The sequence below is a fragment of the Streptosporangium sp. NPDC005286 genome, from assembly GCF_040607515.1.
Taxonomy (GTDB): domain Bacteria; phylum Actinomycetota; class Actinomycetes; order Streptosporangiales; family Streptosporangiaceae; genus Streptosporangium.
In genome coordinates this window covers 26,108-49,251 of record NZ_JBEXGU010000062.1, presented here as the reverse complement: position 1 = coordinate 49,251, position 23,144 = coordinate 26,108, and the positions used below count along the sequence as shown (strand labels likewise).

The 23,144-nt window shown below is 67.5% G+C and carries 26 protein-coding genes; 13 read left to right on the top strand and 13 right to left on the bottom strand.

The window, feature by feature from the left end:
• From ABZU75_RS22855 to ABZU75_RS22820, 8 genes are all read left to right on the top strand, one after another.
• The coding region (locus ABZU75_RS22855) for a hypothetical protein (protein WP_355557551.1) at window positions 1-285 on the top strand (285 nt) is incomplete at its 5' end.
• 797 nt (window positions 286-1,082) lie between these two features.
• Window positions 1,083-2,585, top strand: coding sequence for a pyridoxal-dependent decarboxylase (locus ABZU75_RS22850; protein ID WP_355557549.1), 1,503 nt, complete (start codon window positions 1,083-1,085; stop codon window positions 2,583-2,585).
• Window positions 2,582-4,123, top strand: coding sequence for a hypothetical protein (locus tag ABZU75_RS22845; protein WP_355557546.1), 1,542 nt, complete (start codon window positions 2,582-2,584; stop codon window positions 4,121-4,123). Before ABZU75_RS22850 ends, ABZU75_RS22845 begins: the two co-directional genes overlap by 4 nt.
• 48 nt (window positions 4,124-4,171) lie before the next feature.
• On the top strand, window positions 4,172-4,660 hold the full coding sequence (locus tag ABZU75_RS22840) for a hypothetical protein (RefSeq protein WP_355557543.1): 489 nt from the start codon (window positions 4,172-4,174) through the stop codon (window positions 4,658-4,660).
• A gap of 25 nt (window positions 4,661-4,685) precedes the next feature.
• On the top strand, window positions 4,686-5,468 hold the full coding sequence (locus ABZU75_RS22835) for a hypothetical protein (RefSeq protein ID WP_355557540.1): 783 nt from the start codon (window positions 4,686-4,688) through the stop codon (window positions 5,466-5,468).
• A gap of 93 nt (window positions 5,469-5,561) precedes the next feature.
• Complete coding sequence (locus ABZU75_RS22830) at window positions 5,562-5,975, top strand: hypothetical protein (RefSeq protein WP_355557537.1); 414 nt, start codon at window positions 5,562-5,564, stop codon at window positions 5,973-5,975.
• Window positions 5,972-6,520 carry a hypothetical protein gene (locus ABZU75_RS22825; RefSeq protein WP_350924988.1) on the top strand — a complete coding sequence of 183 codons (549 nt, stop codon included), beginning with the start codon at window positions 5,972-5,974 and terminating at the stop codon, window positions 6,518-6,520. The genes ABZU75_RS22830 and ABZU75_RS22825 overlap by 4 nt, the downstream gene beginning before the upstream one ends.
• A 366-nt stretch (window positions 6,521-6,886) precedes the next feature.
• Entirely contained in the window at window positions 6,887-7,645 is a 759-nt protein-coding gene (locus tag ABZU75_RS22820) for an MBL fold metallo-hydrolase (RefSeq protein ID WP_355557534.1), read from the top strand.
• Window positions 7,646-7,776: 131 nt separating this feature from the next.
• Here ABZU75_RS22820 and ABZU75_RS22815 read toward each other — a convergent pair whose 3' ends face one another.
• Entirely contained in the window at window positions 7,777-8,772 is a 996-nt protein-coding gene (locus tag ABZU75_RS22815; RefSeq protein ID WP_355557531.1) for a hypothetical protein, read from the bottom strand.
• Window positions 8,773-9,285: 513 nt separating this feature from the next.
• On the opposite strand from ABZU75_RS22815, the gene ABZU75_RS22810 reads away from it, so the two are divergent.
• Window positions 9,286-9,681: a hypothetical protein gene (locus ABZU75_RS22810; protein WP_355557528.1), complete on the top strand. Its 396-nt coding sequence runs from the start codon at window positions 9,286-9,288 to the stop codon at window positions 9,679-9,681.
• A 176-nt stretch (window positions 9,682-9,857) separates the two neighbouring features.
• On the opposite strand, the gene ABZU75_RS22805 is transcribed toward ABZU75_RS22810, so the two are convergent.
• The gene (locus ABZU75_RS22805; protein WP_355557525.1) at window positions 9,858-10,484 is read right to left on the bottom strand and encodes an ATP-binding protein; all 627 of its coding nucleotides are present in this window, start codon (window positions 10,482-10,484) and stop codon (window positions 9,858-9,860) included.
• Between the two features lie 372 nt (window positions 10,485-10,856).
• On the opposite strand from ABZU75_RS22805, the gene ABZU75_RS22800 reads away from it, so the two are divergent.
• Window positions 10,857-11,912 (top strand): phosphotransferase, encoded by a 1,056-nt coding sequence (locus tag ABZU75_RS22800; RefSeq protein WP_355557523.1) that lies wholly within the window; start codon window positions 10,857-10,859, stop codon window positions 11,910-11,912.
• Between the two features lie 12 nt (window positions 11,913-11,924).
• Here the strand turns inward: ABZU75_RS22800 and ABZU75_RS22795 are convergent, their stop codons facing one another.
• Genes ABZU75_RS22795 through ABZU75_RS22780 form a run of 4 tightly spaced genes read right to left on the bottom strand, consistent with a single transcriptional unit; the run spans window position 11,925 to window position 15,242 of the window.
• A complete protein-coding gene (locus ABZU75_RS22795; protein ID WP_355557520.1) occupies window positions 11,925-12,980 on the bottom strand; it encodes a glycosyltransferase in 1,056 nt (351 codons plus the stop codon).
• Entirely contained in the window at window positions 12,977-13,861 is an 885-nt protein-coding gene (locus ABZU75_RS22790; RefSeq protein ID WP_355557517.1) for a PIG-L family deacetylase, read from the bottom strand. Before ABZU75_RS22790 ends, ABZU75_RS22795 begins: the two co-directional genes overlap by 4 nt.
• A 14-nt stretch (window positions 13,862-13,875) precedes the next feature.
• Window positions 13,876-14,610, bottom strand: a complete 735-nt coding sequence (locus ABZU75_RS22785) for a glycosyltransferase (protein ID WP_355557514.1) — start codon at window positions 14,608-14,610, stop codon at window positions 13,876-13,878.
• Entirely contained in the window at window positions 14,610-15,242 is a 633-nt protein-coding gene (locus ABZU75_RS22780; RefSeq protein ID WP_355557511.1) for an aminoglycoside phosphotransferase family protein, read from the bottom strand. The genes ABZU75_RS22785 and ABZU75_RS22780 overlap by 1 nt, the downstream gene beginning before the upstream one ends.
• Between ABZU75_RS22780 and ABZU75_RS22775 the strand changes: the two genes are divergently transcribed.
• Together ABZU75_RS22775 and ABZU75_RS22770 are read left to right on the top strand one after the other, a co-directional pair.
• On the top strand, window positions 15,241-15,558 hold the full coding sequence (locus tag ABZU75_RS22775) for a hypothetical protein (RefSeq protein ID WP_355557508.1): 318 nt from the start codon (window positions 15,241-15,243) through the stop codon (window positions 15,556-15,558). The two genes, ABZU75_RS22780 and ABZU75_RS22775, sit on opposite strands and share 2 nt — an antisense overlap.
• Before the next feature lie 118 nt (window positions 15,559-15,676).
• A complete protein-coding gene (locus tag ABZU75_RS22770) occupies window positions 15,677-15,862 on the top strand; it encodes a hypothetical protein (RefSeq protein WP_355557505.1) in 186 nt (61 codons plus the stop codon).
• Window positions 15,863-16,112: 250 nt separating this feature from the next.
• Here the strand turns inward: ABZU75_RS22770 and ABZU75_RS22765 are convergent, their stop codons facing one another.
• The 5 genes from ABZU75_RS22765 to ABZU75_RS22745 all read right to left on the bottom strand — a co-directional run bounded on the left by ABZU75_RS22765 (window position 16,113) and on the right by ABZU75_RS22745 (window position 21,023).
• Window positions 16,113-17,324 carry a tetratricopeptide repeat protein gene (locus ABZU75_RS22765; RefSeq protein WP_355557502.1) on the bottom strand — a complete coding sequence of 404 codons (1,212 nt, stop codon included), beginning with the start codon at window positions 17,322-17,324 and terminating at the stop codon, window positions 16,113-16,115.
• A gap of 1,024 nt (window positions 17,325-18,348) precedes the next feature.
• The gene (locus ABZU75_RS22760; protein WP_355557499.1) at window positions 18,349-18,471 is read right to left on the bottom strand and encodes a hypothetical protein; all 123 of its coding nucleotides are present in this window, start codon (window positions 18,469-18,471) and stop codon (window positions 18,349-18,351) included.
• 79 nt (window positions 18,472-18,550) lie between these two features.
• Entirely contained in the window at window positions 18,551-19,201 is a 651-nt protein-coding gene (locus tag ABZU75_RS22755) for a maleylpyruvate isomerase N-terminal domain-containing protein (RefSeq protein ID WP_355557496.1), read from the bottom strand.
• 258 nt (window positions 19,202-19,459) lie between these two features.
• On the bottom strand, window positions 19,460-20,554 hold the full coding sequence (locus tag ABZU75_RS22750; protein WP_355557493.1) for an XRE family transcriptional regulator: 1,095 nt from the start codon (window positions 20,552-20,554) through the stop codon (window positions 19,460-19,462).
• 286 nt (window positions 20,555-20,840) lie between these two features.
• Window positions 20,841-21,023 (bottom strand): hypothetical protein, encoded by a 183-nt coding sequence (locus tag ABZU75_RS22745; RefSeq protein ID WP_355557490.1) that lies wholly within the window; start codon window positions 21,021-21,023, stop codon window positions 20,841-20,843.
• Window positions 21,024-21,238: 215 nt separating this feature from the next.
• Here ABZU75_RS22745 and ABZU75_RS22740 point away from each other — a divergent pair, with 215 nt between their 5' ends.
• The gene (locus ABZU75_RS22740; RefSeq protein ID WP_355557487.1) at window positions 21,239-21,769 is read left to right on the top strand and encodes a pyridoxamine 5'-phosphate oxidase family protein; all 531 of its coding nucleotides are present in this window, start codon (window positions 21,239-21,241) and stop codon (window positions 21,767-21,769) included.
• A gap of 90 nt (window positions 21,770-21,859) precedes the next feature.
• Here ABZU75_RS22740 and ABZU75_RS22735 read toward each other — a convergent pair whose 3' ends face one another.
• Together ABZU75_RS22735 and ABZU75_RS22730 are read right to left on the bottom strand one after the other, a co-directional pair.
• Window positions 21,860-22,072, bottom strand: coding sequence for a DUF397 domain-containing protein (locus ABZU75_RS22735; RefSeq protein WP_355557484.1), 213 nt, complete (start codon window positions 22,070-22,072; stop codon window positions 21,860-21,862).
• On the bottom strand, window positions 22,060-22,932 hold the full coding sequence (locus ABZU75_RS22730; RefSeq protein ID WP_355557482.1) for a helix-turn-helix transcriptional regulator: 873 nt from the start codon (window positions 22,930-22,932) through the stop codon (window positions 22,060-22,062). Before ABZU75_RS22730 ends, ABZU75_RS22735 begins: the two co-directional genes overlap by 13 nt.
• Window positions 22,933-23,144: the final 212 nt, after the last annotated feature.

The window sequence follows — 23,144 nt, the reverse complement described above, 5'->3', positions numbered from 1 at the left end:
GGCCCATGGCCGCCGCGCCACACTGCTGCCGGCGCGCGGCGGCTCGATCAGGCCGAGGAGACGGTACGCGATCTACTGGCCCTTCGCTTCGACATCGACGACCCGGCCGTGACCGCTCGGCGGGTCACGGTGGTTCCCGTCCTGGGGGAGGAACTCGCCGCGGAGGTGTGCCGGTTGCCTGATGACGCGGTCAGCCGGGGTGATCAGGCCGGTTCGGCAGTGATGCGGTCCAGGGCCTCAGCGGGCCTGGCGCTGTCCGAAAACGTTAAAGGTTTTCCCTTTTAGTACTGATGCGCCAGGAAAAACCGACATATCATCCCGCCGAGATTTCTACTGTATTTTGGAGAATGCAACCACATGCAATAAGGGTGTCCTTTTAACAGGATCGCCCGCTGGGGCGGCCGCGAACTCTGAGTTCACTCCAGGTTCGTGAGAAAAACTCATAAGTCCCAAAACGGATGAGATCCACCGAACATCCCCCATCTCAATCGGCATGCGTAAGTAACTGTGGCCGGAATCTGTCACTCCACCTGCATTCGAGGTCTTGCGCCCCTCTGTCATCAATGATTAGCTCGCTTACGTGACGGGCGCGCCAACGTATACGGAGGGTGAAACTCAGGTCGAGTTAATCGCGATTCGTCCATGACGGGTCTCCTTCAGACCCTGATCGTCGGCGACATCGTCGCCGGACTGATTCGAACTGCTTGAACAGGGCGTGAACAGGGGGCAATGAGGCCCTCTCGTACCATCTGCCACCATCGCCGATCGACATCCCCTCTCGAAGCTGGACCGTTCCAACCTGCCAGAACGGCCCAGCGGCGGCACGAATGCCGCCTCGTGTCCCCGAGTGCCGGGGATCTCTTTCTCGCTCGACGCATCGCCGCAGATCACGCATTTATTCGCGAGAACCTTCATGTGATCGTCCGGGAATTCAATGCACCATGCCCGAATTCTCGTCCAGGCGCGACCATATGGGCGTTCTCGACGCCGGATCGTTTGGAGTCTCCTCCGTGACGAGTTCGCTTTCCGATGTCCAGAGTTCCTTTCCAGAGCCGACGACCGGCGAAGGCTACCGGTCACCCATGCCGGGCCTCGCCGCGGCCTTCGACCCCGAACGTTTCCACGACGGCGCCGTGAACATCGTCAGCCGCCTGACGACGTATCTGGGCGACCGGTCGGTCCGGGGACTCGACCTCCTCGATCCGGCGGTGCTACTGAAGGCCGCGCGGGAACTGATGACCCCGGAACGGCGGCGCATCGCCGACTTCGACGCCGACCGGGTGAACCAGATCGTCGACCTGTACACGGAGACCGGCATCCCGGTCTACTCACCCGGCTACATGGGACGGCAGTTCTCCGGCGTGGTGCCGCTGGCCAGCCTCATCGACCTGGTCGGCTCGGTGGTCAACCAGCCCTCCTCCTTCTATGAGGCCGGGCAGCTCCCCAACGTCGCCGAGCGGCTCATGGCCGAGGAGCTCAACCGGTTCATCGGCTGGGACCGCGACCGGTTCGCCATGGTGACGACCTCGGGGGGCTCCCTGGCCAACCTGACCGCGCTGCTGGCCGCCCGTAACCGTGCCTTCCCGCAGATCTGGACGCGCGGCGCCGGCGGCATGTCGGGTCCCCCGGCCATCGCGGTCAGTGAGGAGGCCCACTACAGCGTGACCCGGGCGGCCGGGGTGCTCGGCATCGGGGAACGGCAGATCGTCCGGCTCCCGGTCGACCGGGCCGGGCGGATCCGCCCCGATCTGGCCGGCCCGGTACTGGACGAGGCGCACCGGCGCGGTCTGCGACCGTTCTGCCTGGTGGCCACGGCCGGGACCACGTCGATGGGTGCCTTCGACCCGCTGGAGGAGCTCGCGGCCGTGGCACGCCGGTATGGTCTCTGGCTCCATGTGGACGGGGCGCATGGGGCGAGCCTGCTGCTGTCGGACCGGCACCGGGACAGGCTGCGCGGCATCGAGCAGGCTGACTCGCTGACCTGGGACGCCCACAAGATGCTGTTCATGCCGGCGCCGTGCACGCTGCTCTTCTACCGCGACGGCGCGACGGCGCGCGGTGCGTTCCGGCAGCGCGCCAGCTACGTCTTCGACGAGGAACCGGACGTCTACAGCGCCTACGACAGCGCGGACAAGAACTTCGAGTGCACGAAACGCCCGATGATCATGCCGCTCTGGACGGTCTGGTCGGTCTACGGCCCGGCGCTGTTCGCGCAGAGGATCGACCGGCTGTGCGCGGTGGCCCGGCAGGCGTACCGGATGCTCGCCGCCGAGCCGGACTTCGCCGTGGCACACGAGCCGGAGTCCAACATCCTGTGCTTCCGGTACCGGCCGGACGGCCTGGAACCGGCGACCGTGCACCGGCTGCAACTGGAGATCCGCAACCGGATCCGGGGCGGCGGGCGCTTCTTCATCTCCAAGGTCGACATCGACGGGGTGGCGGCGCTGCGCGTGGTGGTGATGAACCACCTGATCGACGCCGACCATCTGGCCATGCTCATCGCCGAGATCAGGGACATCGGGCAACGGGTGCTGCGCGCGAGCGCCGCGGCCCGGCACGACCAGCGGAATGGGAGTCATTCATGACCATGACGGATTTGGACATCGCCGCCTCGACGGAGCTGGCGGCACGGCTGATCCCCGAGGAGGAGCTGCGGCCCCGTTCGGTGGACGACGTCACCCGGCTGCCGTCGTTCGCGGGGAAGCTGGAGGAGTGCGGGCGGCTCACCGGAGTCCCGTACTGCGAGTCCCCGCTCGACCTTCAGAACGCGCTGGTGTTCCGCCGGCTTCAGCAGCTCGTCGGCGTCGCCCTGCTCAACCCGCTGTGGCGCGAGCGGCTGCACTACTTCGGGATCCGCGGAGCCCCCGCCGACATGTCCGAGTGGGAGCGGATCCCTCTCTCGGACAAGACCGTGCAGCGGGACATGTTCATGGGCGCACGGGCCGGGATGGTCGTGCCGCTCGGCCACGGCGGGTTCGAGGTGGTGGCCAGCGGCGGCACCGGTGACGGCATGCCCCTGGAGATCGTGTACTCCCTGCGGGAACTGCGCGACACCTACCGCATCGCCGGGGCGTTCATGGGCGCCTACCAGCTCGGCCGTTACCTGCGCGGCCCCGCGCCGCGCTGGCTGTTCACCACCCTGGCCGACTACCAGATGTGGAGCAGCGGGACCATGGTCGGCGGCGTCCTGTCCCACGTCCCGGGGGTCAACTACATCGGCGCGGGGCCGGTGAGCGCGCCGGTACTGGAGCACATGTTCTCCTACCCGGGCCACAAGGCGCTGATGGGCATCACCGCCGGCATCGCGCTCCTGCCCGAGCTGGGCGCGGGACTGCCCCCGCACGCCAGGGAGAGCTTCCGGGTCGCCATGTACGGCAGCGGCTCCCTGCCGCAGCGCAAGCGCGACGAGCTGCGGGTGTTCTTCCCCAACGTGTCGATCCTCAGCTACTTCGCCGCGACCCAGGCCGAGTGCGTCGGGCTCCAGCTCGACCACACCTCGCCGGCGCTCTCCGCCGTGCCGGGGCTGCATCTGGTGGAGATCGTGGACGAGCACGGCCGTGCCGTCGCCGAAGGTGAGGAGGGCGAGCTGGTCGTCACCCGGCTGCACGCCGACGAGACGCCGCTGCTCCGGCTCAAGCTCGGCGATCGGATGATCCGCCGCCCCGCCCTGAACGGGCCCGGCCTGCGCACCGAGCGATTCGAGTTCGCCGGGCGCACCGCCGACGTGCTGCACCTCAACGACAGCCAGTATTCGGCGACGCTGGCCTACGCGGCCCTGCGCGGGCGGCTGTGCTCGACGGTCGGCGTCGACCTGGACCTGGTCGCGCACGAGGTCCAGTTCCACAACCACCGTGAGGACCGGACCCTCACCCTGCTGGTGGCGGTGGACGACGCCGAGGGCACGGCCGCGGCCGTCGAGCACGCCCTCGGCCCGAGCGGGACGCGGCAGCTGTTCACCCAGGCGCTGCCGAGTTCCCTGTCGCTCTTCAACGACCGGGAGGCCAACGCGGCGGCCATCGAGCAGACCGGATACGGGTTCCGGCTGGTGTTCGTGCCACCTTCTTCACCGCAGATCGAGCGGACCACCGTCGGTAAGACGCCACTGGTCAGGGACCGGGGCTGAGCACCTGGTGGCCCGTACGCCCGAATGACATCCGACAAGGGAGGATCGATGAAAGACAGGATCAGCATCGTCGTGATGGTCGACGCCGTCGGGGCGTTGTCCGACCGGACGTTGCACAACGGCAACCTCTCGCTGGTCGACGACAGCTCGGCGGGGAGCCGGCACCAGGGGACCCCCGACCTCGTCACGGTGGTGGTCCCGGGACAGGTCGTCCAGTGGACGCCCATCCACGTGGACGTGCAGACTCCGGTCGAGATTCAGGCCATCGAGTTCCTGTCCGGTGCGACCGTCCTGCCCCCGGCCGACCAGACCGTGCCGCCGCACCCGGTGGAGCCCGCCACCGTTCCGGCACCCGGGACCGGGGCCGACGCCATCGATTCCAACGGGCACGAGAACTACGACCTCCTGGTGTGGGAGGGCGTCGTGCCCTACGACATGACGCCCGGTGTCCCGTACCGGTACCGGCTCTCCCTCAAGCTCCACGAAGGACCCAACAGCGTGCTGCACATCGACTCGCCCGCGCTGCTGCGCGTGTGAGCCACGTTCTGCGAAAGGCGGTTTCATGGCCCAGCAACACGGGATCATCGTGCTCTTCGACGTCGAGAACGCGCTCCGGACGCGGTCGCTCGACGGCAACACGTACTGGTTCGACAACATGAAGTTGCTCGGCTCGGTCGGGGTGGGCACCGAGCAGCTGGTGACGATCGTGCCCGGCACCCATTTCCTCGACGGGTCGCAGGCGACCGAGCAGGTGCTGAACTGGTTGCCCGCGGCGCTGGGGTCGATCCCCCCGACGGTGCCGCGCAACTACCTGGCCGAGCAGGAACGCGCCGACGACCGGCGCACGCTGGAGGAGCTGGCCGCGCTCAGCGGCGAGGGCGGCGTGAGCGGCGCCGATCTCAAGCGGCTGCAGCAGCGGGTCGGCAAGCGCGCCCGCAAGTCGGGCAGCGGGCGCGGCCTCACCGAGGCCAAGCTGCTGGACGTCACCGGCAGGACCACGAGCAGCCCCGGCGCGTACAACTACCCGGCTCCGGTGATCACCGATATCACCGGCCAGGCCGTCACCGAGAAGATCATGTACCCGGCCCAGTACGGGTCACCCGACATGATCTACGACGGCTGGTACTGGGCCGCGACCGTGGACACGAGCCGGCCCGGGGTCTACCCGTACACGGTGCACGTCCAGCTGCACGAGCTGGTCGAGCAGGACGACGAGCTGGTCTGGGAGTCCGTGGACCTGACCTGCGAGTCCAGCCTCAAGATCATCAACGACCCGAAGCGCAACGGGTTCACCGGCTCCGGACTGGGCGTGCTCCCCCTCCCGCCCGTCCCGGCCGCCGGCTGACCTGGTCCGAACCGGAGCATTCTCGACTGAAGGAGCCGTATGCCCCCGAGGAACAGACAGTCCGAACGCCGGCCCGCCCGGCCCGTCCGGCCCGTGACGATCACTGCGGTGGTCGACCCCGTGGCCGCGCTGGCGTCGGAGAACCTGGACGACAACCTCTATTTCTATGACACCAACGGGGCCGCAGGGTCCACCGGTTTCGGCACCCCCGAGCTGCACAGCCGGGTACGCAAGGGCGACACCCTGCTGTGGAACGTGATCCCGCTGGAGTGCGAGACCTACGTGGCCCTCGTCGACATCGAGATCGACCCGCGGATCGCCGAGCCCACACGGAAGGTGTATCCCGGCACCGACATCGTGTTCTGGACCGCCGAGGTCAAGCAGGACCTCACCGAACCGGTCCCGTACCGGCTTTCGTTCCTGCTCGGCACCGTCGGCACGCCGTTCACCCCCACCGCCCGGCCGGCCCTGGCCGGTCCCGTCAACGAGGGAAAGGGAGGCCGATGACCCAGGAATACGCGGCTGCGGACTTCGCCGATCGCGGCCAGCTCAACTCCGTCCAGCTGAACGTGGTGACCCTCGTCGACATGGAGAAGGCCGCCGCGACGAAGTCCCTGGACGGCTGCCTCTACATGATGGACAACAGCGTCGGCGGGGTCGGGCAGGGCAGCGACCACCTGGAGACCATCTGCAAGCAGGGGCAGGTGATCAACTGGATCATCCGCCCGATCGACATGCACCGCCGTCCGGACGGCACCTGGCCTCCGATGCCGAAGATCAACAACCTGGTCTTCCTCGACATCGAGAAGGGCGACGAGGACGACGTCGCCGAACGCCGGATCATGACCGAGCTCAAGATCTACGGCGCTCCCGACCGGATGCGCGACCAGTACACCGCGGTCTACTACTACTGGGCCGGGGCGGTGATGAGCGACGCCCGGCCGGGGCTCTACCGCTATCGGTTCGTCCTGGAACTGGAGAAGGAACACGGCACCGACAAGCTGTACCTGAACTCGGCCCGCTATCCCGCCCTGCGGGTAATGCCCGTCTGACGGTCTCCGGGACCGCGAGCACGATGCGGTGAAGGTGGAGGTCATGGTCGCCGCCGGGCGGCGACCATGACCGACCGGTGTGCGCGGCCCGACCGTCATCGGTACGGGCGGAGCCGGAGCCACCGCCGGTCACGGGGCCGCACGGGTCCGGCGTGTCCGGTGTGTCCGGGACACGCCGGATCCCGGCGACCTTCCGGCCAGGAAGGCCGTCCCGCGTGTTCCGGTTTCCGCACCTGCCGCATCGTTGCAGACCGGTATTTGATCCGGTGCATAGGGTAATCGCTCCAGGTAAATCGAGGTCATGTGCGGAATGCGGGGCTAGCATGATCCAGACGATGCCCGACCGCGCAGCGAACGGATCCGCCCATGACGACCACCATCACCGTGATCGGCGGCCCGACGGCCCTGCTGGAACTCGGCGGGCTGCGCATCCTCACCGATCCGACCTTCGATCCGCCGGGAGATCACCCCGTCGGGCCGCTCACGCTCACCAAGACCATCGGCCCGGCCCTCTCCCCGGCCGACGTCGGCCGGGTGGACCTGGTGCTGCTCAGCCACGACCAGCACCCCGACAACCTGGACAGGCTGGGCCGCCAGATGATGTCCGCCGCGCCGCTGACCCTGAGCACGCCCGAGGCCGCCGCGCGCATCGGGGTCACCCCGATGCACCCCTGGCAGCACTATGACGTCGGCCGGGTGCGCGTCACCGCCGTTCCCGCCCTGCACGGCCCGCCGGGATGCGAGCCCATCGTCGGCCAGGTCACCGGCTTCGTGCTCACCGGTGACGGGCTGCCCACCGTCTACATCAGCGGGGACAACGCCTCACTGGAGTACGTGGAGCTCATCGCCGGGCGGTTCCCGTTCGTCGACATCGCGCTGCTGTTCGGCGGCGCCGTCCGCACGCCCATGATCGACGAGCGGCTCACCCTGAACGCCACCGAGATGGTGATCGCCGCGCGCCTGCTGAAAGCCCGGCACGTCGTGCCGCTCCATGTCGAGGGCTGGACCCACTTCACCGAGAGCCAGACGGACGTGCACGCCGCCTTCTCCGAAGCCGGCCTCGACGATCTGCTCGTTTCTCCCACTCCGGGACGACCGGTCTCCCTGGGGTCTGTCTACACATGATCACCCCAGGTGCGGCTGGATAATCGTTCGTGGTGCGACGAGGTGAACCGACAAGGCCTGGCAACGGATCGAGCCCCTGCTGCCCGCCACGGACGGCAGGAGGCGCCCCCGGCGCGACCATCGCGAGGTCGTCAACGGCATCCCGTGGCGGCTGCGCACCGCACCTGACCGGCGGCAACATCGTGGACTGCGCCGCCTTCGAAGCGGTGATGGCCGCCTTTCGCCTCGCGGGACGGACCTGGGGGGACTTCGGGGCTTGGCCGGGCGGCCCTATCTCCCACCTCCGTGTCGCAGAACGGATGCCGGGGATCGTGTCCGCAGCCGGGGCAGGCGGTGCCGTCGGCGATGTCGGCGGCCAGCTTTCTGAGCACGTCGTCGAACCGGCGCAGATGCTCGTAGTCGCCGAAGGCCGGATCACCGACGAACTTGGCACAGTAGTCGGCGATGGCCGGTGGGGAGTGCCGGGTGAGGGCCTCGGAGATCCTTTTCAGCAGCCGGGAGCGCAGCCAGGCCGGGGCGCGGCGGTAGTGGTCGGGCAGCCTGCCGAGCAACTCGGCGGCCATCCGGGACAACTCTTCCGGGTTCGCCGCAGGCGTCGGTGCGGCGCCCGGCCTCCTACGGTCCGCAGGCTCGCCTACGGCGAGAAGAGGTGGGTTTTCGCTGATCTTCTCGGGGTTCTGGTCTTCTTGCTTTGCTGGTCTTCTTATACGGGTGGGTTTTCCTGCGTTGGTTTTCCCGGCGTAGGTTGCGACCTGGGGTTTTACGGTGTCCGTGCTGGTCGGGGCCAACGACGGGTTTTCCGGCGCAGGCTCGTCGGCGGTGAGTCGCGGCGACCAGGGGTCGCAGATGATGTAGGTGACGCCGCCGAGCCTGCCGTCGCGGCCCCGTTGGCGCTCGCGCACCAGGTAGCCGTACGCCTCCAGTTCCCCGATGGCGGTCCGGGCCGCGTCCCGGCCGTCCGGGGCGGCGCAGACGATGGTCTTCTCCGAGACCCGGAAGCCGGTCGCGTGCGAGGTCAGCCAGGCCAGCAGGCCGCGCGCTTTCCACGACAGCCGCAGGTCACGGATCCAGAGGTTGGATATCCGGGTGAACCGGTCGCAGGGTGGCTTCGCCTGCCGGATGCTCATCGCCCGCCCTCCGAGACCGAGGAGACGGTCGTCTGGCGGGAGAGGATGTTTGATACGGGCGCGGGCGCGCGGGTACAGTCGAGCACGGATCTTTCTCCTGGTCTAGCAGGGTGAATTGATCAAGGCCCTGGGACGGTGTTGGTAGCACCGGCTCGGGGCCGTCTTTCTTTTTCCGGGGACCGGCTCGCTCACGCCCTTCCGGGCGCCGTGGCACGGTCTGTCGTTCCGGCCCGCCCGCTCACCCGGGCTCGCCGATCCCTCGGCAATCCCCAATGAGCTGGGCCGACGCGCCTTTTTTAGCACACACCGCCCGGACGTTTCCGCTGCTCTTGGAACATCTCCGAGTGTTGTATCCGGTACCCGCCGCCCAGCGCTGGGGGAGGGGCATCAGTGACTCGGTACTGTCCAAACTGAAGTCAACGAGTTGACGGCCAAGGGCATTCTCAAGGAGTGGGACACACCACTCGCCGAAGCTCAACAGGACATGAGCCAGGATGACGAGGAGGAGGCCAAGTGAATGAGTTCCGGGTCACAGCCCAGCGGTCCGGTGGCTGGTGGGCGCTGGAGATCGAAGGGCCGGGATTGCGGCGTCCGACGCATACTCAAGCGCGGCGGCTCGATCAGGCCGAGGAGACGGTACGCGATCTACTGGCCCTTCGCTTCGACATCGGCGACCCGGTCGTGACCGCCTGGCAGATCACGGTGGTTCCCGTCCTGGGGGAGGAACTCGCCGCGGAGGTCGCGCGGACCAGGGAGATCCGCCAGGCGGCGGACCGGTTGCGTGATGACGCGGTCAGTCGTTCCTGCGAGGCCGCGCGCCGTCTGCACGAGCAGGGGCTTCCCCATCGGGACATCGGCTTGCTACTCGGAGTCTCCCACCAGGCGGTCAGTAAGCTCCTCGCTGGTTAGATCGACATTTACGGGCCAGAACCGACGGGTGCCTTCCGGCGTTCGACAGGATGACGGGAAGGAAGCCAGGAGCGGGTTCCGGGTCACCTGGCTCGCCGGTATCCAGGAGATTTTCACCAACGGCGCACGCTGCCCGGCTGGCGCTGGGAGGGGTGGGTTGAGATCGACCGGGGCGTTCAACTGTTCTCGGCTGGAGTCCGCCCTTCCATCGGTGGGTGGTGTTCGGTCCACTCGCGGAGCCGGGTCAGGCCGGGGCGGAGGTCGGGGAGGGGTGGGAAGGTCAGGCGGGTGCCCGATGGTGTTGGCAGGGCGAAGGCGACGGCCTTGCCGGGGGTGCCGGTGGCGTAGACGTGGCAGTGACCGTGTGAGAGCCGGTGGGCCAGCAGCAGGCCGCGGCCGTTCTCGGCGAGCAGCGGCAGGCCGATTTCCCGCACCGAGTTCAGCAGGTTGAGGATGATGACGATCTCGTGCGGGTCGGGGTCGCCGTCGACGATCTCGCACCAGGTGGGGGCGCCGTCCAGGTGGTAGATCCGTAGTTCGTACGGCGGGCAGGCGTGCTTTTCGGCGTTGGCGGCCAGTTCGGCCACGATGAGCTCGGCGGAGTCGATGTCGTCGCCGGGCAGGTCGGCGTCCTGGAGCACCTCCCGGACGACGGCGCGGGCGCGGCGCGAGGCGGATCCGGGTTGCAGGACCTTCACCAGTGCGCGGACGTCTCCGTCGGTGTGCCAGTGGTCTGCCGGTGAGGCCGGGTCTTTGGCGGGGTGGCCGTCAACACCCAGGGGGATGCCACCAAATGGCCGCATGAGCACGCTCCGTTCGTTTCCGATGACCGTGAGCGGTAGAGAACACGACGGAGGGCGGGAGGTGGAATCCGCCCCGTCCTCGTTTGGTGTGACGGGCGAAGATCGTGGCCGCGCTGGTCGGCACCTGGTCGTTTCCCGAGGCCTTCGGCATCACGATGAGACCACTGTGGAGCTCCCCAGCCGGCGTGGGTGACGGGCCTTCCGCGCCTACGAGGCCAAGGGGATGGCTGTTGTCGCCGGCGCTGACGTCATCGCGGCGTGACCGCACATCGCGCCGCATGTGCCCGGCACCTCCGCTGAGCTGATGGTGCACGAGCCGTAGCTGGGTGAACGGGCCGGACGATCTCATGATGATGCCGTAGCCTCCTGGGCGTGACTGATGAGGCCGCGCAGGGGCAGGTGCTCGTACGGGGAAGGATCACCGGCAGCGAGCTCGAACAGGTCGTGAAGGCATTCGGCCTGGGGCAAGCCCACCGGGTGGTGTTTCTGCCCTCGGGGATGATGAACCGCAACTGGCGCTTGGAGACCTCGGAGGGTGTGTTCGCCCTCAAAGAGATCGCCGATGTGCCGGTGTCGAAGGCCCGCCGGAGCCTCGGCGTCCTCCAGGCGCTCGCGGTCAGCGGCTTACCGGTCTGTGCCCCCCACCTCACTGCGTCCGCGGACACCGTGGCCGAGATCGACGGCCACAGCTATTGTCTGCTGCCTTGGGCCTTGGGAAGTCACCACGCCGGCACCGATCTGGACGTGGGAGAAGCAGCCGAGCTCGGGGCGCTCCTCGGGCGGATCCACCACGAGCTGGCCAAGCCCGGCACGGGCCTGAAACCGGCGGTCGAGCGACCCCGCGCGAAGGTGACCCTGCCGGAGAGTGCGGTAGCCGAAGCCGACCGGTTCCTGCATGTGATCACCGGGCTGGAGGCGCCGGAGCCGTTCGATATCGCCGCAGCTGAGGCGCTGGAGCAACGCAAGGCGCTGATCGCCGCTCATGCCGCGCAACGGCCCGCGGACGAGGTACCACGGGGGCCGTTGGGCTGGACCCACGGCGACTTCCAGCCGCTCAACGTGCTGTGGAAAGCCGGGAAGGTCACGGCGGTGCTCGACTGGGATCGGCTTGCCGTTCGCCCCTACGCCGAGGAGATCGCCCGTACCGCCCAGGTGCAGTTCACCGTCGACGACGGCCGACTGGACCTGGAGCGGGTGGCAGCGTTCACCGCCGGGTACCGGAGTGTGGTGTCCATCGCCGATGAGGATCTGGCGGATGGCGTCGAGCGGCTGTGGTGGAAGCGCATGACCGACTTCTGGCAGTTGCAGTGGCACTACGACAAGAATGATCACGGGCCTGATCGGCTGTGGGTGTCGGGCGAGCGACTGCTGCACTGGTGGAGCGCTCACCGCGACCAGGTGCGGGCCGCGTTCACCACGCACCCGTAGGCACGGCACCGGCTACGGGCGGATGATCCCGGCTGCGGCGAGTTCGGGCAGGCAGTAGCGGGTCATCGGCGCGGCCTTAAGCCGTGCCTGGCCGGCTATGACGCCCAAACGGGCCGGGGTGAGCAGGCGGATGAGGGACGTCCAGGCGCTGTGGTCGTCGGGCGGGGCGAGCCGGGTCTGATCGCCGATCGCTTCGGGGACGCCACCTCGGGAGGAGCCCAGAGCGGGCAGCCCGGCCAAAGCGGCTTCGACGATGACCCGGGGGAAGGCGTCCTCGACGACACTCGGGACGAGCAGCAACTGGTGCCGGCTGTACAGGTCGTCCATGTCGTAGGTGCGGGGCAGGTAGGTGAGGTTGGGGTGGCGAGCGAATTCGTCGGCGGTGTCCCACCAGCCCATCACCAGTGTGAAGCGCCGGTCAGGCAGTAGCTCAGCGATCCGGTGCATCAGCTCGGCGCCCTTGGCGGGTACCGGGTTGACCATGAGCAGGTCCCCGTCACGGCTGACGGCGGGGCCGACGAAGCGGCGGAACGGCGGGTAGAACAGCACCGCGGCCTGGGACGGCGGGGTGTGTGAGAGCACGAACTGAGAAGTGGCCAGCGCGTAGTGTGGCTTGCCGTTCAGGACGTGCAGCCCGGTCTTGGAGACCGAGTGCAGCCACCCGGCGACGGTCGTCCGCGAGCGGGCGGCGGCGGCCAGATCCGCTGACCCTTCCTGGGAGGTGATCACCAGGTCGGGTGTGAACTTGTCGAGGGCCGTCTGCAGCGCGGTGGCGAGCCGGGCCTGCGGCACTACCCGGACGTCGACGCCGTTCCACCTGTAGCGCAGTTCGGCCGTGCTCTCCTGATGCTCGACCGGAGTTCCCGTGCAGGTCAGGTGACGCAGCATCGACGGCAGTTGCGACGTCGTGCTCCACGGGGGTTCGTGGGAGGCCAGGTAGAGGGTGCGCCATCCGGCGGCGGCGAACTCCTCGGCGAGGAGCTGCTGGGAGACCTCGGCACCGCCGATCAGGAACGGGGGCGGGATCCGCCGCCAGGCGAAAACGACCGTGCCGGCTGGGATGGTCATTGTGTCTCTCTCCGGTAGAAGCGTTCGGCGAAACAGACCGGGTCGGCGGGCCGCAGGGCGGCGGCGGTGGTCCACGCGTGACGCAAGGGCCGGTACATGGCGTGTAGCGGCTGCAGCTGGGAGGCGTGCAGGTACAGCAGGGTGAGCTTGTCGAGCAGCACACTGGTGATGTCGACCAGTTCGGGGACGAGACTGTCGCCGACGCGCTCCTGGAACAGTTGCCGGTCATCTGTCGACAGGCCGTAGGTCTGCCAGAACGCCACGTCCTCCCAAAACCAGCGGCAGCCCACCCGGCGGGCCGCTTCGTGGACGAGCAGGTGGTCGGGGTGGCGGGTGACCCCGACCGGAGCGAGCAACTCGGCGGCGCCCACCTCGGCCAGCACCCGCTCCAGGTCGGCGGTGACGAGCTTCAAGACCGCTGGATCGTAGGGCCGGTACGGTGGTGTGGCGTCGCGGTAGCCGAGCAGCCGCTGATCAGCGCCCACAGGTAGCAACGCCTGACGGGATTCACCCGCGCGCAGCGTCGACACGGCCTCCTCACCGGGGTGTTCGGCCAGGGCGGACCGGTGCGCGCTGGTCGACCGAGTGAACACGGTGACCACGGTGAGCGGGCGTGGCCGAGTGAGAAACAGACCGCTGGCCGACAACACCAGATCGTCGTGGTGGGGTTCGATCACCACGACGGGCTGGCCGACCGGATGCCGCTGCTCGATCAGATAGGGGTGTCCGCCGTACGGGGCGGTGACCTCCATCACGGTGGCGTCGCCTGCGCGGCGGCGCGCGGTGAGCCGGTCCTGGTGGGCGCGGTGCGCGTTGGCCAGGTCATCGGGGAAGGTGTAGACGCCGATGGCATCCGGGGTGGGAAGCGGTCGTTGCCGCATGTGCACGCCTGCCTTCATCGGACGGTGGTGTCGTACCAGTTGCGCCAGAAACGGCGGGAGGTCAGGAACAGGCGCGCGGTGATCGGGTTGCCCCACCAGATCATCCGCCAGCTCGGCCACTGCTCGAAACGGCGGTTCGAGGGGCGTACTCGCAGGCCGGTCAGGTGGATGACCGGCTTGTTGCACTGGTTGCCGAGTCGGGTGAGGCGGGCGAAGAAGTCCACGTCTTCGCTCATGAACAGCTCGGCCCGATAGCCGGCCAGCGCGAAGAACGCCGCTCGGGTGCAGAACTGGGTGACGCCCTGGGCGCCGCAGCCGTACCGGCGATACAGCGCCCACGCCGCGACCAGTAGCCGGGTGCCGGTCTTCGTTGGCTCGTACAGGGGCGGGATGGCGCCACCCACGCAGGTGCCCGAGGCCAGGTATCGGGCGGCTTCGTTGATCCCCTCGATGGGAAAGTCGACGTCGGCGTCGATGAACACCAGATATTGTCCGACAGCTGCGGCGGCTCCGGCGTTGCGGGCTTGGCCGATGCCGCGGATCGGTTCGGAGACGACACGGGCTCCAAGGCCAGCCGCGACTTGTGCGGTGGTGTCGGTGCTGGCGTTGTCGACTACGAGAACTTCGCCGCGCTGCCCGCTGGCCTGCTCCCAGCTGCGCACCGAGGCCAGTACGGTGGGCAGGTATCTGGGCAGGTAGTTCTCCTCGTTGAACGCGGGAATCACCACCGACAGGACCGGATCATCCATCAGGAGTGTCCTTTCGTATCAGGCCGAGGTTGCGTCGCCCCGGCGTACTGGTCGAGGACGAGCCTCAAGCGGGCCTGCCACAGGGCGATGTCCCGGTTCTCGTGGAGGGCGGCCCATCGCCAGCCGCGCAGCGTGTGGAAGGTGATCAGGCTGGCCAGCAGGTCTTCCGACAGGCCGGTCCCGTAGGCGGCAAGCAGCTGGGCCTGGTCGTCATGGCCGAAGGCGTCGGAGGTGACCACGGTCTGGGCCAGGTCGTACTCGGCGGCGGCGATCGTGCTCTGCTCGAAGTCGATCAGGTGCGGTACCCGGTCACCTTCCTGGCCGCACAGCAGGACGTTGTCGGAATGCAGGTCGCCGTGGCACCACACCGGCGGCCTGGTCTGGAATAGGTCGATCGCCTGCTCCAGTGACGCCTGCGTGGCGGTTCGCAGCTCGTCGGGAAGGTGCTGCCGCAGCGCGGTGACCTGTGCGGCGAAGTCGAGTACGGCGAGTGGCGCGCCGGGGCCGGGAGGCGGGTAGGGCAGCTGGTGGAAGGACCGCAGGAGGCGCCCGAGAAGGCCGAGGGCCTCGCCGCGCGAGCAGGTCCCGCTGCCGGTCACCTTCTGCAGGGTGGCGGAGCCGAGATCACGCATGATCAGCGCGATGATGTCCCTCGGCGAGTATGGAAAGGCGGCAGTTCGTGCGGAGGCAGCAGTGACCGCTTTCAATGGACGCCTCCCCCGATCCGCCCAGATCAACCAGGTAAGCGCCGCCGGGGCATATCTGGGGATGGGTGAGCTGGAGCGGGCCATCGATTGCGCCCGAGCCTCGATCCCGGCGGCGAAGGCACTGAACTCTGCTCGCTCGGTGGAGCGTCTCCAGAAGTTCGCCGACGATTTGGACCCGTACAGCAACAGCATCATGGTCCGCCAGTTCCGCGACCAGTTGCACAGCGAACTCGCCGCCTGAGCACGTACGGTCTGCCTGCGCCGCCTCCTCCGCGACCGTTGACAGCGCAGACAGACCGCCTACCACCTGTTGTGTCTCACCCACGAGGCTGCCGGTCGGCGCCTCGTCGGGCACCGCGTTGTGGGCGGCGCTGGAGCTGGTCGACCGCATGCGGGCCAGGGGCGAGACCGGCACGGTGGTGTCGCTGATCGGCGACGCGGCCGACCGACATCTGGCGACCTGTCACGATGACGGGTGGGCCACCGGGAAAGGGCTGGACATCGGGCAGTACACGGGCACTCTGCGGCAGCGCACCAGCTTGTAGCCTGCGCCGGCGTGCGGCTTGTGGTGGCGAGACGAGCGGCGGGTGTTGACGGACAGCAGCGACTGGCCGACTCGGCCGGTCGATTCGTCGGCAGCAGAGGGCGCGGGCGAACTCGGCTTGGGATTGACCATCGGGCAGCGGACGCAGGCTTCGCTGACCAGGAGCGTCTGGCTGGGCTTCGGTCAGAACTCGTCGTCGAGCTGGCGGCATAACTAAGAATCCGCCTGAAGGTCCGAAGTCCGTACAGGCCCTAGAGGCGCCTGGCCTCACGCTCTGCGGCGCGGGCCTCGCGGTCGCGACCGAGGTGCCTGAGCTGCTTGCCGAGCCAGGTCAGCGCGTCCGCGAGGCTGGCGCGATGAGCGCCGGGGTCGGAGGCGGCCAGCGGGCGCAGCAGGTTGATGGCTTCCTCGGCCGCGGTCACGGCCTCGCGGTGGCGCCGGAGGTGCCCCAACCCGACGCCGAGGTTGTAGAGGCTGCGTGCGTGCCCGTCGGGCGATTCGACGTGCCGGCGGTAGAGAGCGACGGCCTCGTTCAGGGGGACCAGGGCATCCTCGAACCGGCTGAGCGCCAGGAGGAGCCAGCCGAGGTTGTTCAGGGACGAGGCGAGCTGCGGCAGGCGCCTGGCATCGGATGTCGCCAGGGCGCGGTGGATGTGCACGGCACGGTCGAGAGGGCCGAGGGCTTCGCCGTATCGGCCGAGCTTCGTCAGCACGAGAGCGAGGTTGTACAGCGGATATGCCATCGCGGCGGCGGCCGATTCTCCGTTCAGGACGTCGATCACTTGCTGGAAGAGAACGAGGGCGTCGTCGAGGCGTCCCGCCCTCATCAGCCGCATGCCCTCCTCGTTCTGCTCGTGCAGGCGGACGAGCAAGTCCCGGCTCGGCGTGCTCGCCGCTCCGTGACCGGGGTTGCGGCGGAAGCCGGTCGCGGTCACGGAGTAGCCGTGCTCGTTCAGCAGCTCGTCGAGGAATGCGATGAAGTCCGGCTGCGTCGCCGCTATGCGGCGGTGGTAGCGGGCGGCCATCTGCTGGTACGGCTGCGCCTCGCCATCGCGGCCCATTTCGTGCAACTGGTGGATGAGGGCGACCAGCCCGGTCCAGTGGTCGATGGCGTGCTCCGTCCTCCCCGTTTCGATGAGCGGCCGACGCAAGTCCATTGCCTCGTTGAGGGCGTCGAGCGCCTCGTCATGGCGACCCATCTCGCCCAGCTTGATGCCGATGAATTCCAGTGACGAGACCAGTTCCGGGCCGGCCGAGGTGAGATGGCGACACAACTCGACGGCTTCTCGCATGGGAACGAGAGCGTGGTGGTGATGGCCGAGCTCGGCCAACTGGTTGCCGAGGTTGATCAGCGACGAGGCGAAGGCCGAGGCGTATTCGCCGGGCTTCCTTCTGGTCAGGTCACGGTAGAGGTCGACGGCCTCCTGGGCGACCGGCACCGCGTCCTCCCGACGAGCCGACAAGCCGAGGAGAAGGGCATGGGCGTCCAACGCGCTCGCCAGGCCGGGAGAGTGGCGGTCGTGATCGGCCTCGACGAGCCGCCGGTAGAGGCGCACCTGCTGCTCCGCCTCGGCTAGCGCTCGCGCTAACCCCTCGTGCGGGTGTGACACTCGCTGACACCACCTCTCCGAACCAGCCGACCACCAGAGCAACACGCGGCCGTCGCGGAGGAAGCCGCCGCTTGCTGCCCGAACATCTTCACCACCGTGATGCCTTCGACAAGGCCCTCCGCTCCCGGAGCTGTCCCAGCCCCAAAGCAGCTGGGTGAGTGATCACGATTACGGTTCGTGATCGTTACGGGTGGGTGAATGGGGCTGGTTGGTCGGGGCTTCTGCTTGATCGTGTTCGTGTTGGAGACGGTCGTCAATTCAGCCTCCAAATCAGCCGTCCGGAGCGTCGCTTGTCCGCCGGTGTCCGGTTTCCCAGGCCGCCGAGGGGCCCTTGGCGGGGATGTCGGGAAATCTGCTAATCCCGACACCCTCAGGCACCCAGGCTGAAGCCGACGGATCGGCTACCTGGCGGCTGGAGTCACGTTCGGGAGCGGAGGGCCGGGTCGGATCGCTCATCTTGCTGTTGCTGTTGTGAAACCGGCCCTCATGCGCGCGTGAGGGCCGGTCGATGCGACGGGCCGGACCTTCCCTCCCCGCCATTTCCGGCCTCGCTCCCCGCGGCCGGCCACACTCGGGCCGGGCGGAGCCGGGCTCGCGCGCCGTGTGGACCGTCCCGGCCACCGTCGGGTCTCGTCGCGTGCCGGCCTCCACCGCGCGGACGGCGGATCACCCCGCCGAATCCGGCACCGTCCTGCCTTGAAGATGCCGCCCTGCCCTCAGACAGACGCGCAGGCAGGACGATGACGTCAACCAGCACCGCGCCGGTAACGACTGGCGATCAAGGCTGTGGTCACGCCGTGGATTCTCTCAATAAACGGTGTTGCGGCCCTTTGACCAGCCCTGTTAGCCCTTTCCGGCTTACTTGGCCTGCCCCCCTCTATCGGTAGACCACCGGCTTCTTCTGCTCGCCGGGGAACACCATGATCAGAAGCTCCACGGCGCCGTCAGGCGGGTCCGGCACCTGGTAGACGAGCTTGCGCCCGCGCAGGTGCACCCGCACCCGGTACACCCCGGGCCCCGCGGCCGTCAGAATCGAAGGCCCTGCCGGGAGCCGTCACCCTCGGCGGGCCCTCGGAGATCTACGCTCGGGGTGCCCCGTACCAGCGCCAGGTGGTCAGACGCGGGCGCCCGGGGAGTTCGGCGCGTCCGGTGGCCCACAGCAGGGTGGGCCAGGGGTCCGTGCTCGTCGGGGCGTCCGGGAAGAGCCGGGCGAGCACCCGCGAGCACAGGTCGGCGGGCGGGGTCCAGGCGAGCCCCAGCCCCTCGGCCAGATCGTGGGTGTGCACCAGGGTCTCCACGATCCCCATCGCGGCGAAGCCCTCCGGGTCCGACGTCCCGTGCACGTGGTGGGCGCGGACCTCCGGCGGTGTCGTACGCACCATGGCGACCAGCAGCGCGCCGCTCGCCTCCAGCACCTGCAACAGCCCGGCCGGCCCCGCCGCGCGGTCCGCGTGGATGGCGTTCGCCGGGCCTTGGGGTCTTCTGCGCTCCCACGCGAAGGGCACGACGCCGTCCAGGGGCGGTGTCCTGGGGCCCAACTGGGCGGCGTACGAGAAGAGGTCGTCGCTGAGGTGCTCGACGGTCTCCCAGCAGTCCCACTCCAGCGAGCCGGCCTTGCCCTCCCAGGCCGCCGGAGGCGCCTCCCGAAGGACGCCGACGGCAAGCTGAACGGCCAGGTCAAGGTCGTCCGCCGTCACGAGGGAAGGCCCAGCCTCGTCTGATTGGATCATGGCAGGAACAATATCGCCGACGGTGGAAGTGGGGTGGACCTGCAGGTATGGAAGCCCGTTGTCCTGCCGGAAGGGGCCAGAGCCGCCCTCAAGCACCGCCCCCCGCATCGGTCGTCAAGGCGTGAAAGTGCTGCTTTGATCACCAAGATTAATCTCTGCCGATGAGGAGATCACGTAGAACGTCCAGGCGTTCGGCGCGTGCGAAGTGGTTGAGGCACATCGCGTCGAACACCAGGGCGGGATCCGGTTCGGGAGGGATCAAGGTTCGAGGTCCGGTTCCTCGCGGGTGGGGAGGTCTGACTCCACGATCTGGCCACGCATGAGTTCCACGGCACGGGATGTGGTTATCCGGCTCTTCTTCCATGCCTGCAGCACGGCGTGAGCGTACCCCGGCGGCACGCGCACCGCTTGGAGATCAGGCTGTGGCGTCCAGCCCACGGCCTCCATGAGTTCGGCGCGCGTTGGATTCTTCCGTCGCAGATCCCTGGCGTCCTTGTCCAGGACTCCGGCTGCGACCGCTTGGCGGATGGCCAATGACCAGGATGTTCGGTATTTGGCGGCGAGGACTACGAGGGGGTCTCGTAAGGAACCCTCGTTTCCCGAATAGCCGTTCAGCACGGATTCGAGGGGAAGAAGAAGTTCCGCGGCGAAAGCGTCGATCACCAGTTCTCTTTCGGCGCGAGAGGTGTTGACGCCCAGATCCGCCGAGTACTCATCGCCGATGATCATGTGACCCAGTTCGTGAGCGGCGGTCGCTCGACGTCTTCCGGGATCCCCCTGGCTGCTGACGACCGCCACGGCGATTCCGCCCTCGATCAGAGAGGCTCCGTCTCCCGGCGTGTCGACTACCGCCACCAGTTGGCCGAGCCCTTCGCAGACGCTCATCAGTGAACTGATCGGATCAATTCCAAGGCCAAGTTTCTGCCTGGCCCACCTGGCCGCTTGGCGAGCGGTCTCGACGTTCTCCACGGCACCATGGAATTTCTCGGGCGCAGGAGGAACGAACTCTTGTAGCTCGACGAGTTGCCGGACATCGTCCAGCCACGTCGCCAGAGCTGCTTCAAGCCGGTATGACTGGCGGGCGGCGTCCGTTGCCGGGTCGTCGATGAGCTCGGTACGACGCGATACGACTGCCGGAGGCCGGCGCAGGAAATGCGTCAGAGGAACGCCGAGAACCGACGACAGCCTTGCCAGTTCCAGGGCATCCACCCGGCGAGTACCCGCTTCGATCTTGGCGATCATCGTACGGTCCAGGTTCATGGCCGATGCGAGCTGCTCCTGGGACATGTCAGCCGCAACGCGGCATTCGCGGACGCGATCGCCCACGTCTGCCCACTCTCCGACCTCTCTCATGGTGCGATAATCGCACGTGGGCTGGTTAAGGACGAGGTGGTCCGGCATTACCGCAGCCAATCGTTACCTGCGGTGATCTTTTTTGGTAATTCCGCAGGTCTGTGTAGGCCAAAGACAGGCAGAGTCATCGTGCGAAGCACGCTTATGCTCCAGACGATGAATTTGAGGCTGTTCCGCCTGAGCCGGGTCGGGTTGATGGAGCAGGGGGAAAGCGTTGGAGCCGTCACGGTGAGTTCAGAGGTCTGATGGGTCGCCCTGGGAGTGTGTGACAGGAGTGGTGCGCCTCCTACCGGCTCTGGTCGGCAGGAGGCGGGTTGAGGGAGTCGCCGTCCCAGGCGAGTCGGTGGTCGGCGCCGACCACCATGGCCTCCAGTTCCTCGTCGGCGACCAGTGTCGCGACGCACTCGTCGGTGCCACCGACATAGGTGGTCATCAGATCGACATCGGTGGCGAGGACCACGCCGTCCACCTCGGGTAGCGGGTCGCGGTGGGCAGTCGGTACGGGCGAGGGGGTACGCGAAGACGTCGTCGCCGGGCGTGGCGTCCTGTTGGGCGGCCCGCCGCGGTCCGCAAGACGGGTGAAGAAATACGACACAAGGTGTCGGGTTTTTGGTCGAGCATGGTTTCATCGGTCGGCGTCGATGGCGGGCGTGGACCGGGCCCTACCGATAGATAAGGACTTCAATGCGCGAAACGCCAGAAGAGCTCAAAGAGCTCCAGGCCCTCCTCGACGCCTCCCTCTCCCGCTCCAACTCGCACCTCCGCTCGATCATCAACAGCGAGCGCACCCTGACCGCAGAGCAGCTCACCCAGGTCCTCACCGGCATGTGCACCCTCGCCCTGTCCACCGTGACGGCGAAGGGCGAGCCGCGGATCAGCGGTGTGGACGGGCACTTCCTGCACGGAAAGTGGCACTTCGGCACGGCGCGCAACGCCGCCAAGGCCCGCCACCTCGCCGCCCGGCCCGCCGTCAGCGCCGCGCACATGCGCGGTGAGGAGCTGGGCGTGTTCACGCACGGCACGGTGGAGATCCTCAACCCCCAGGACGGCGAGTCGGCCGCGGACTGGCCGGACCTGCTCGCGTACTTCAAGGACTTCTACGGCGACGACTCCTTCGACTGGGACAACGACGTGGTCTACTACCGGCTGCATCCGCACTGGACGACCGTCTACGCCTCCGATGTCGCGAGGCTCACTGCGGCGTCCCAGTCCTGATCCGCAGCACAGCCCCGGTGGAGGACTGACGAGCCCTCCGGCCAGGTGGCCGAAGGGCATGATTGGGGGACCGTACGGCTGAACGTCGGGTCAGTCGAAGTCGCCGTTCTTGATGCTGTCGGCGAAGGTGGCCCATGCGGCGGGGGTGAGGATGAGGGCGGGGCCGGTGGGGTTTTTGCTGTCGCGGATGGCTCGGTGGTTGTTGGAGAGGTTGGCGATTTCGACGCAGTTGCTTCCATCTCCACCAGAAAGAGTGGATTTGCGCCAGTCGGCGTGGTGGAGTTCCTGGGTCAGGTCGTCCATCGCTGGATCGCCTCCTTGATCATGATGAGTGAACCGCGCCGGGACAGGGCGTCAGCTCGGATCTCGTTGTGCCTGAATGCTAGCTCTTTCACCTCTTCGGCCCGCTCGGTTACTCGATCTCCCGTGCTCTGGGAATCGATGTAAGCCACGGGAGGCTGCCCTTTGGGCATGTCCGCGATGACGAAACTTCCGAGTAGACCCACAGTGCTGTAAGCCGTGTAAGGAAGCAGATGAAGTGACGTGTGGGAACTTTCCCCGAGTTCCAGGAGATGCTGAAGCTGGCACCTCATCACTGCCGGGCTGCCCACAGGTCTGTGCAGGATGCTTTCGTCCAGCACCGCCCAGATCTTGGGAGGCTTGGGCCTTCTGAGGATTTTCTGTCGCTCCAGACGGGCCGCTACACGCTTGTCCGCCTGTTCCGGAGCGACGTCTGGTTCGTTACCGATCAGGGCTCGCGCGTATCCCTCTACCTGCATGAGTCCGGGGACCATCGACAGTTCCCACATATGAAACGCCTCTGCCTCGCGTTCGAATTCCAGCCAGGGGCGGAACCAGCGGGGGACCTGTGTGGCGATGCGGTCCAGGCGGTCCAGTAGGTCGACGAGCGTTGTGCCCAGGTCGAGGGCCTCGTCCAGTTGGTGGGCCAGTTTCCTGGTGGGAGCCCGGTGACCGTTCTCCAACATGCTCAGATGGCTTATGGCGATGCGGACCGCGATGCAGAGTTGCCTCTGGGTAAGTCCGGACAAAATCCGGTATTTCCGTAGCTCTCTGCCGAATTGAACGCGCGTGGATTCGTATGAGTGCGTATCAAACTCTAGATCCGAGTCTGGCTCTGGCTCCGGCTCCGGGACGATGCTCATTTCGGTCTCCTCTCGTTGCCTCTTTGGGAGTCTCCTTCATTTTCATTGCCGAGGGAATGGATACGAAGTTTTCGTGGGTTCACAGTGTTGTGAACTTACTTCGCAAACTGTGAACCCATGGTAAACGCGGATTGGCTTCCGCTGCGCCTCGGCGTTTGGGACCGTGTGCCTGTCGAGCTATAGCTGTCACGGGATGTCAGTTAATGGCTCCG

Coding starts and splice junctions, on each gene's coding strand:
- ABZU75_RS22850 (WP_355557549.1), top strand. CDS start 1,083: ATGCCGGGCCTCGCCGCGGCCTTCGACCCCGAACGTTTCCACGACGGC.
- ABZU75_RS22845 (WP_355557546.1), top strand. CDS start 2,582: ATGACCATGACGGATTTGGACATCGCCGCCTCGACGGAGCTGGCGGCA.
- ABZU75_RS22840 (WP_355557543.1), top strand. CDS start 4,172: ATGAAAGACAGGATCAGCATCGTCGTGATGGTCGACGCCGTCGGGGCG.
- ABZU75_RS22835 (WP_355557540.1), top strand. CDS start 4,686: ATGGCCCAGCAACACGGGATCATCGTGCTCTTCGACGTCGAGAACGCG.
- ABZU75_RS22825 (WP_350924988.1), top strand. CDS start 5,972: ATGACCCAGGAATACGCGGCTGCGGACTTCGCCGATCGCGGCCAGCTC.
- ABZU75_RS22820 (WP_355557534.1), top strand. CDS start 6,887: ATGACGACCACCATCACCGTGATCGGCGGCCCGACGGCCCTGCTGGAA.
- ABZU75_RS22815 (WP_355557531.1), bottom strand. CDS start 8,772: ATGAGCATCCGGCAGGCGAAGCCACCCTGCGACCGGTTCACCCGGATA.
- ABZU75_RS22805 (WP_355557525.1), bottom strand. CDS start 10,484: ATGCGGCCATTTGGTGGCATCCCCCTGGGTGTTGACGGCCACCCCGCC.
- ABZU75_RS22795 (WP_355557520.1), bottom strand. CDS start 12,980: ATGACCATCCCAGCCGGCACGGTCGTTTTCGCCTGGCGGCGGATCCCG.
- ABZU75_RS22790 (WP_355557517.1), bottom strand. CDS start 13,861: ATGCGGCAACGACCGCTTCCCACCCCGGATGCCATCGGCGTCTACACC.
- ABZU75_RS22785 (WP_355557514.1), bottom strand. CDS start 14,610: ATGGATGATCCGGTCCTGTCGGTGGTGATTCCCGCGTTCAACGAGGAG.
- ABZU75_RS22775 (WP_355557508.1), top strand. CDS start 15,241: ATGATCAGCGCGATGATGTCCCTCGGCGAGTATGGAAAGGCGGCAGTT.
- ABZU75_RS22780 (WP_355557511.1), bottom strand. CDS start 15,242: ATGCGTGATCTCGGCTCCGCCACCCTGCAGAAGGTGACCGGCAGCGGG.
- ABZU75_RS22755 (WP_355557496.1), bottom strand. CDS start 19,201: ATGATCCAATCAGACGAGGCTGGGCCTTCCCTCGTGACGGCGGACGAC.
- ABZU75_RS22750 (WP_355557493.1), bottom strand. CDS start 20,554: ATGAGAGAGGTCGGAGAGTGGGCAGACGTGGGCGATCGCGTCCGCGAA.
- ABZU75_RS22740 (WP_355557487.1), top strand. CDS start 21,239: ATGCGCGAAACGCCAGAAGAGCTCAAAGAGCTCCAGGCCCTCCTCGAC.
- ABZU75_RS22735 (WP_355557484.1), bottom strand. CDS start 22,072: ATGGACGACCTGACCCAGGAACTCCACCACGCCGACTGGCGCAAATCC.
- ABZU75_RS22730 (WP_355557482.1), bottom strand. CDS start 22,932: ATGAGCATCGTCCCGGAGCCGGAGCCAGAGCCAGACTCGGATCTAGAG.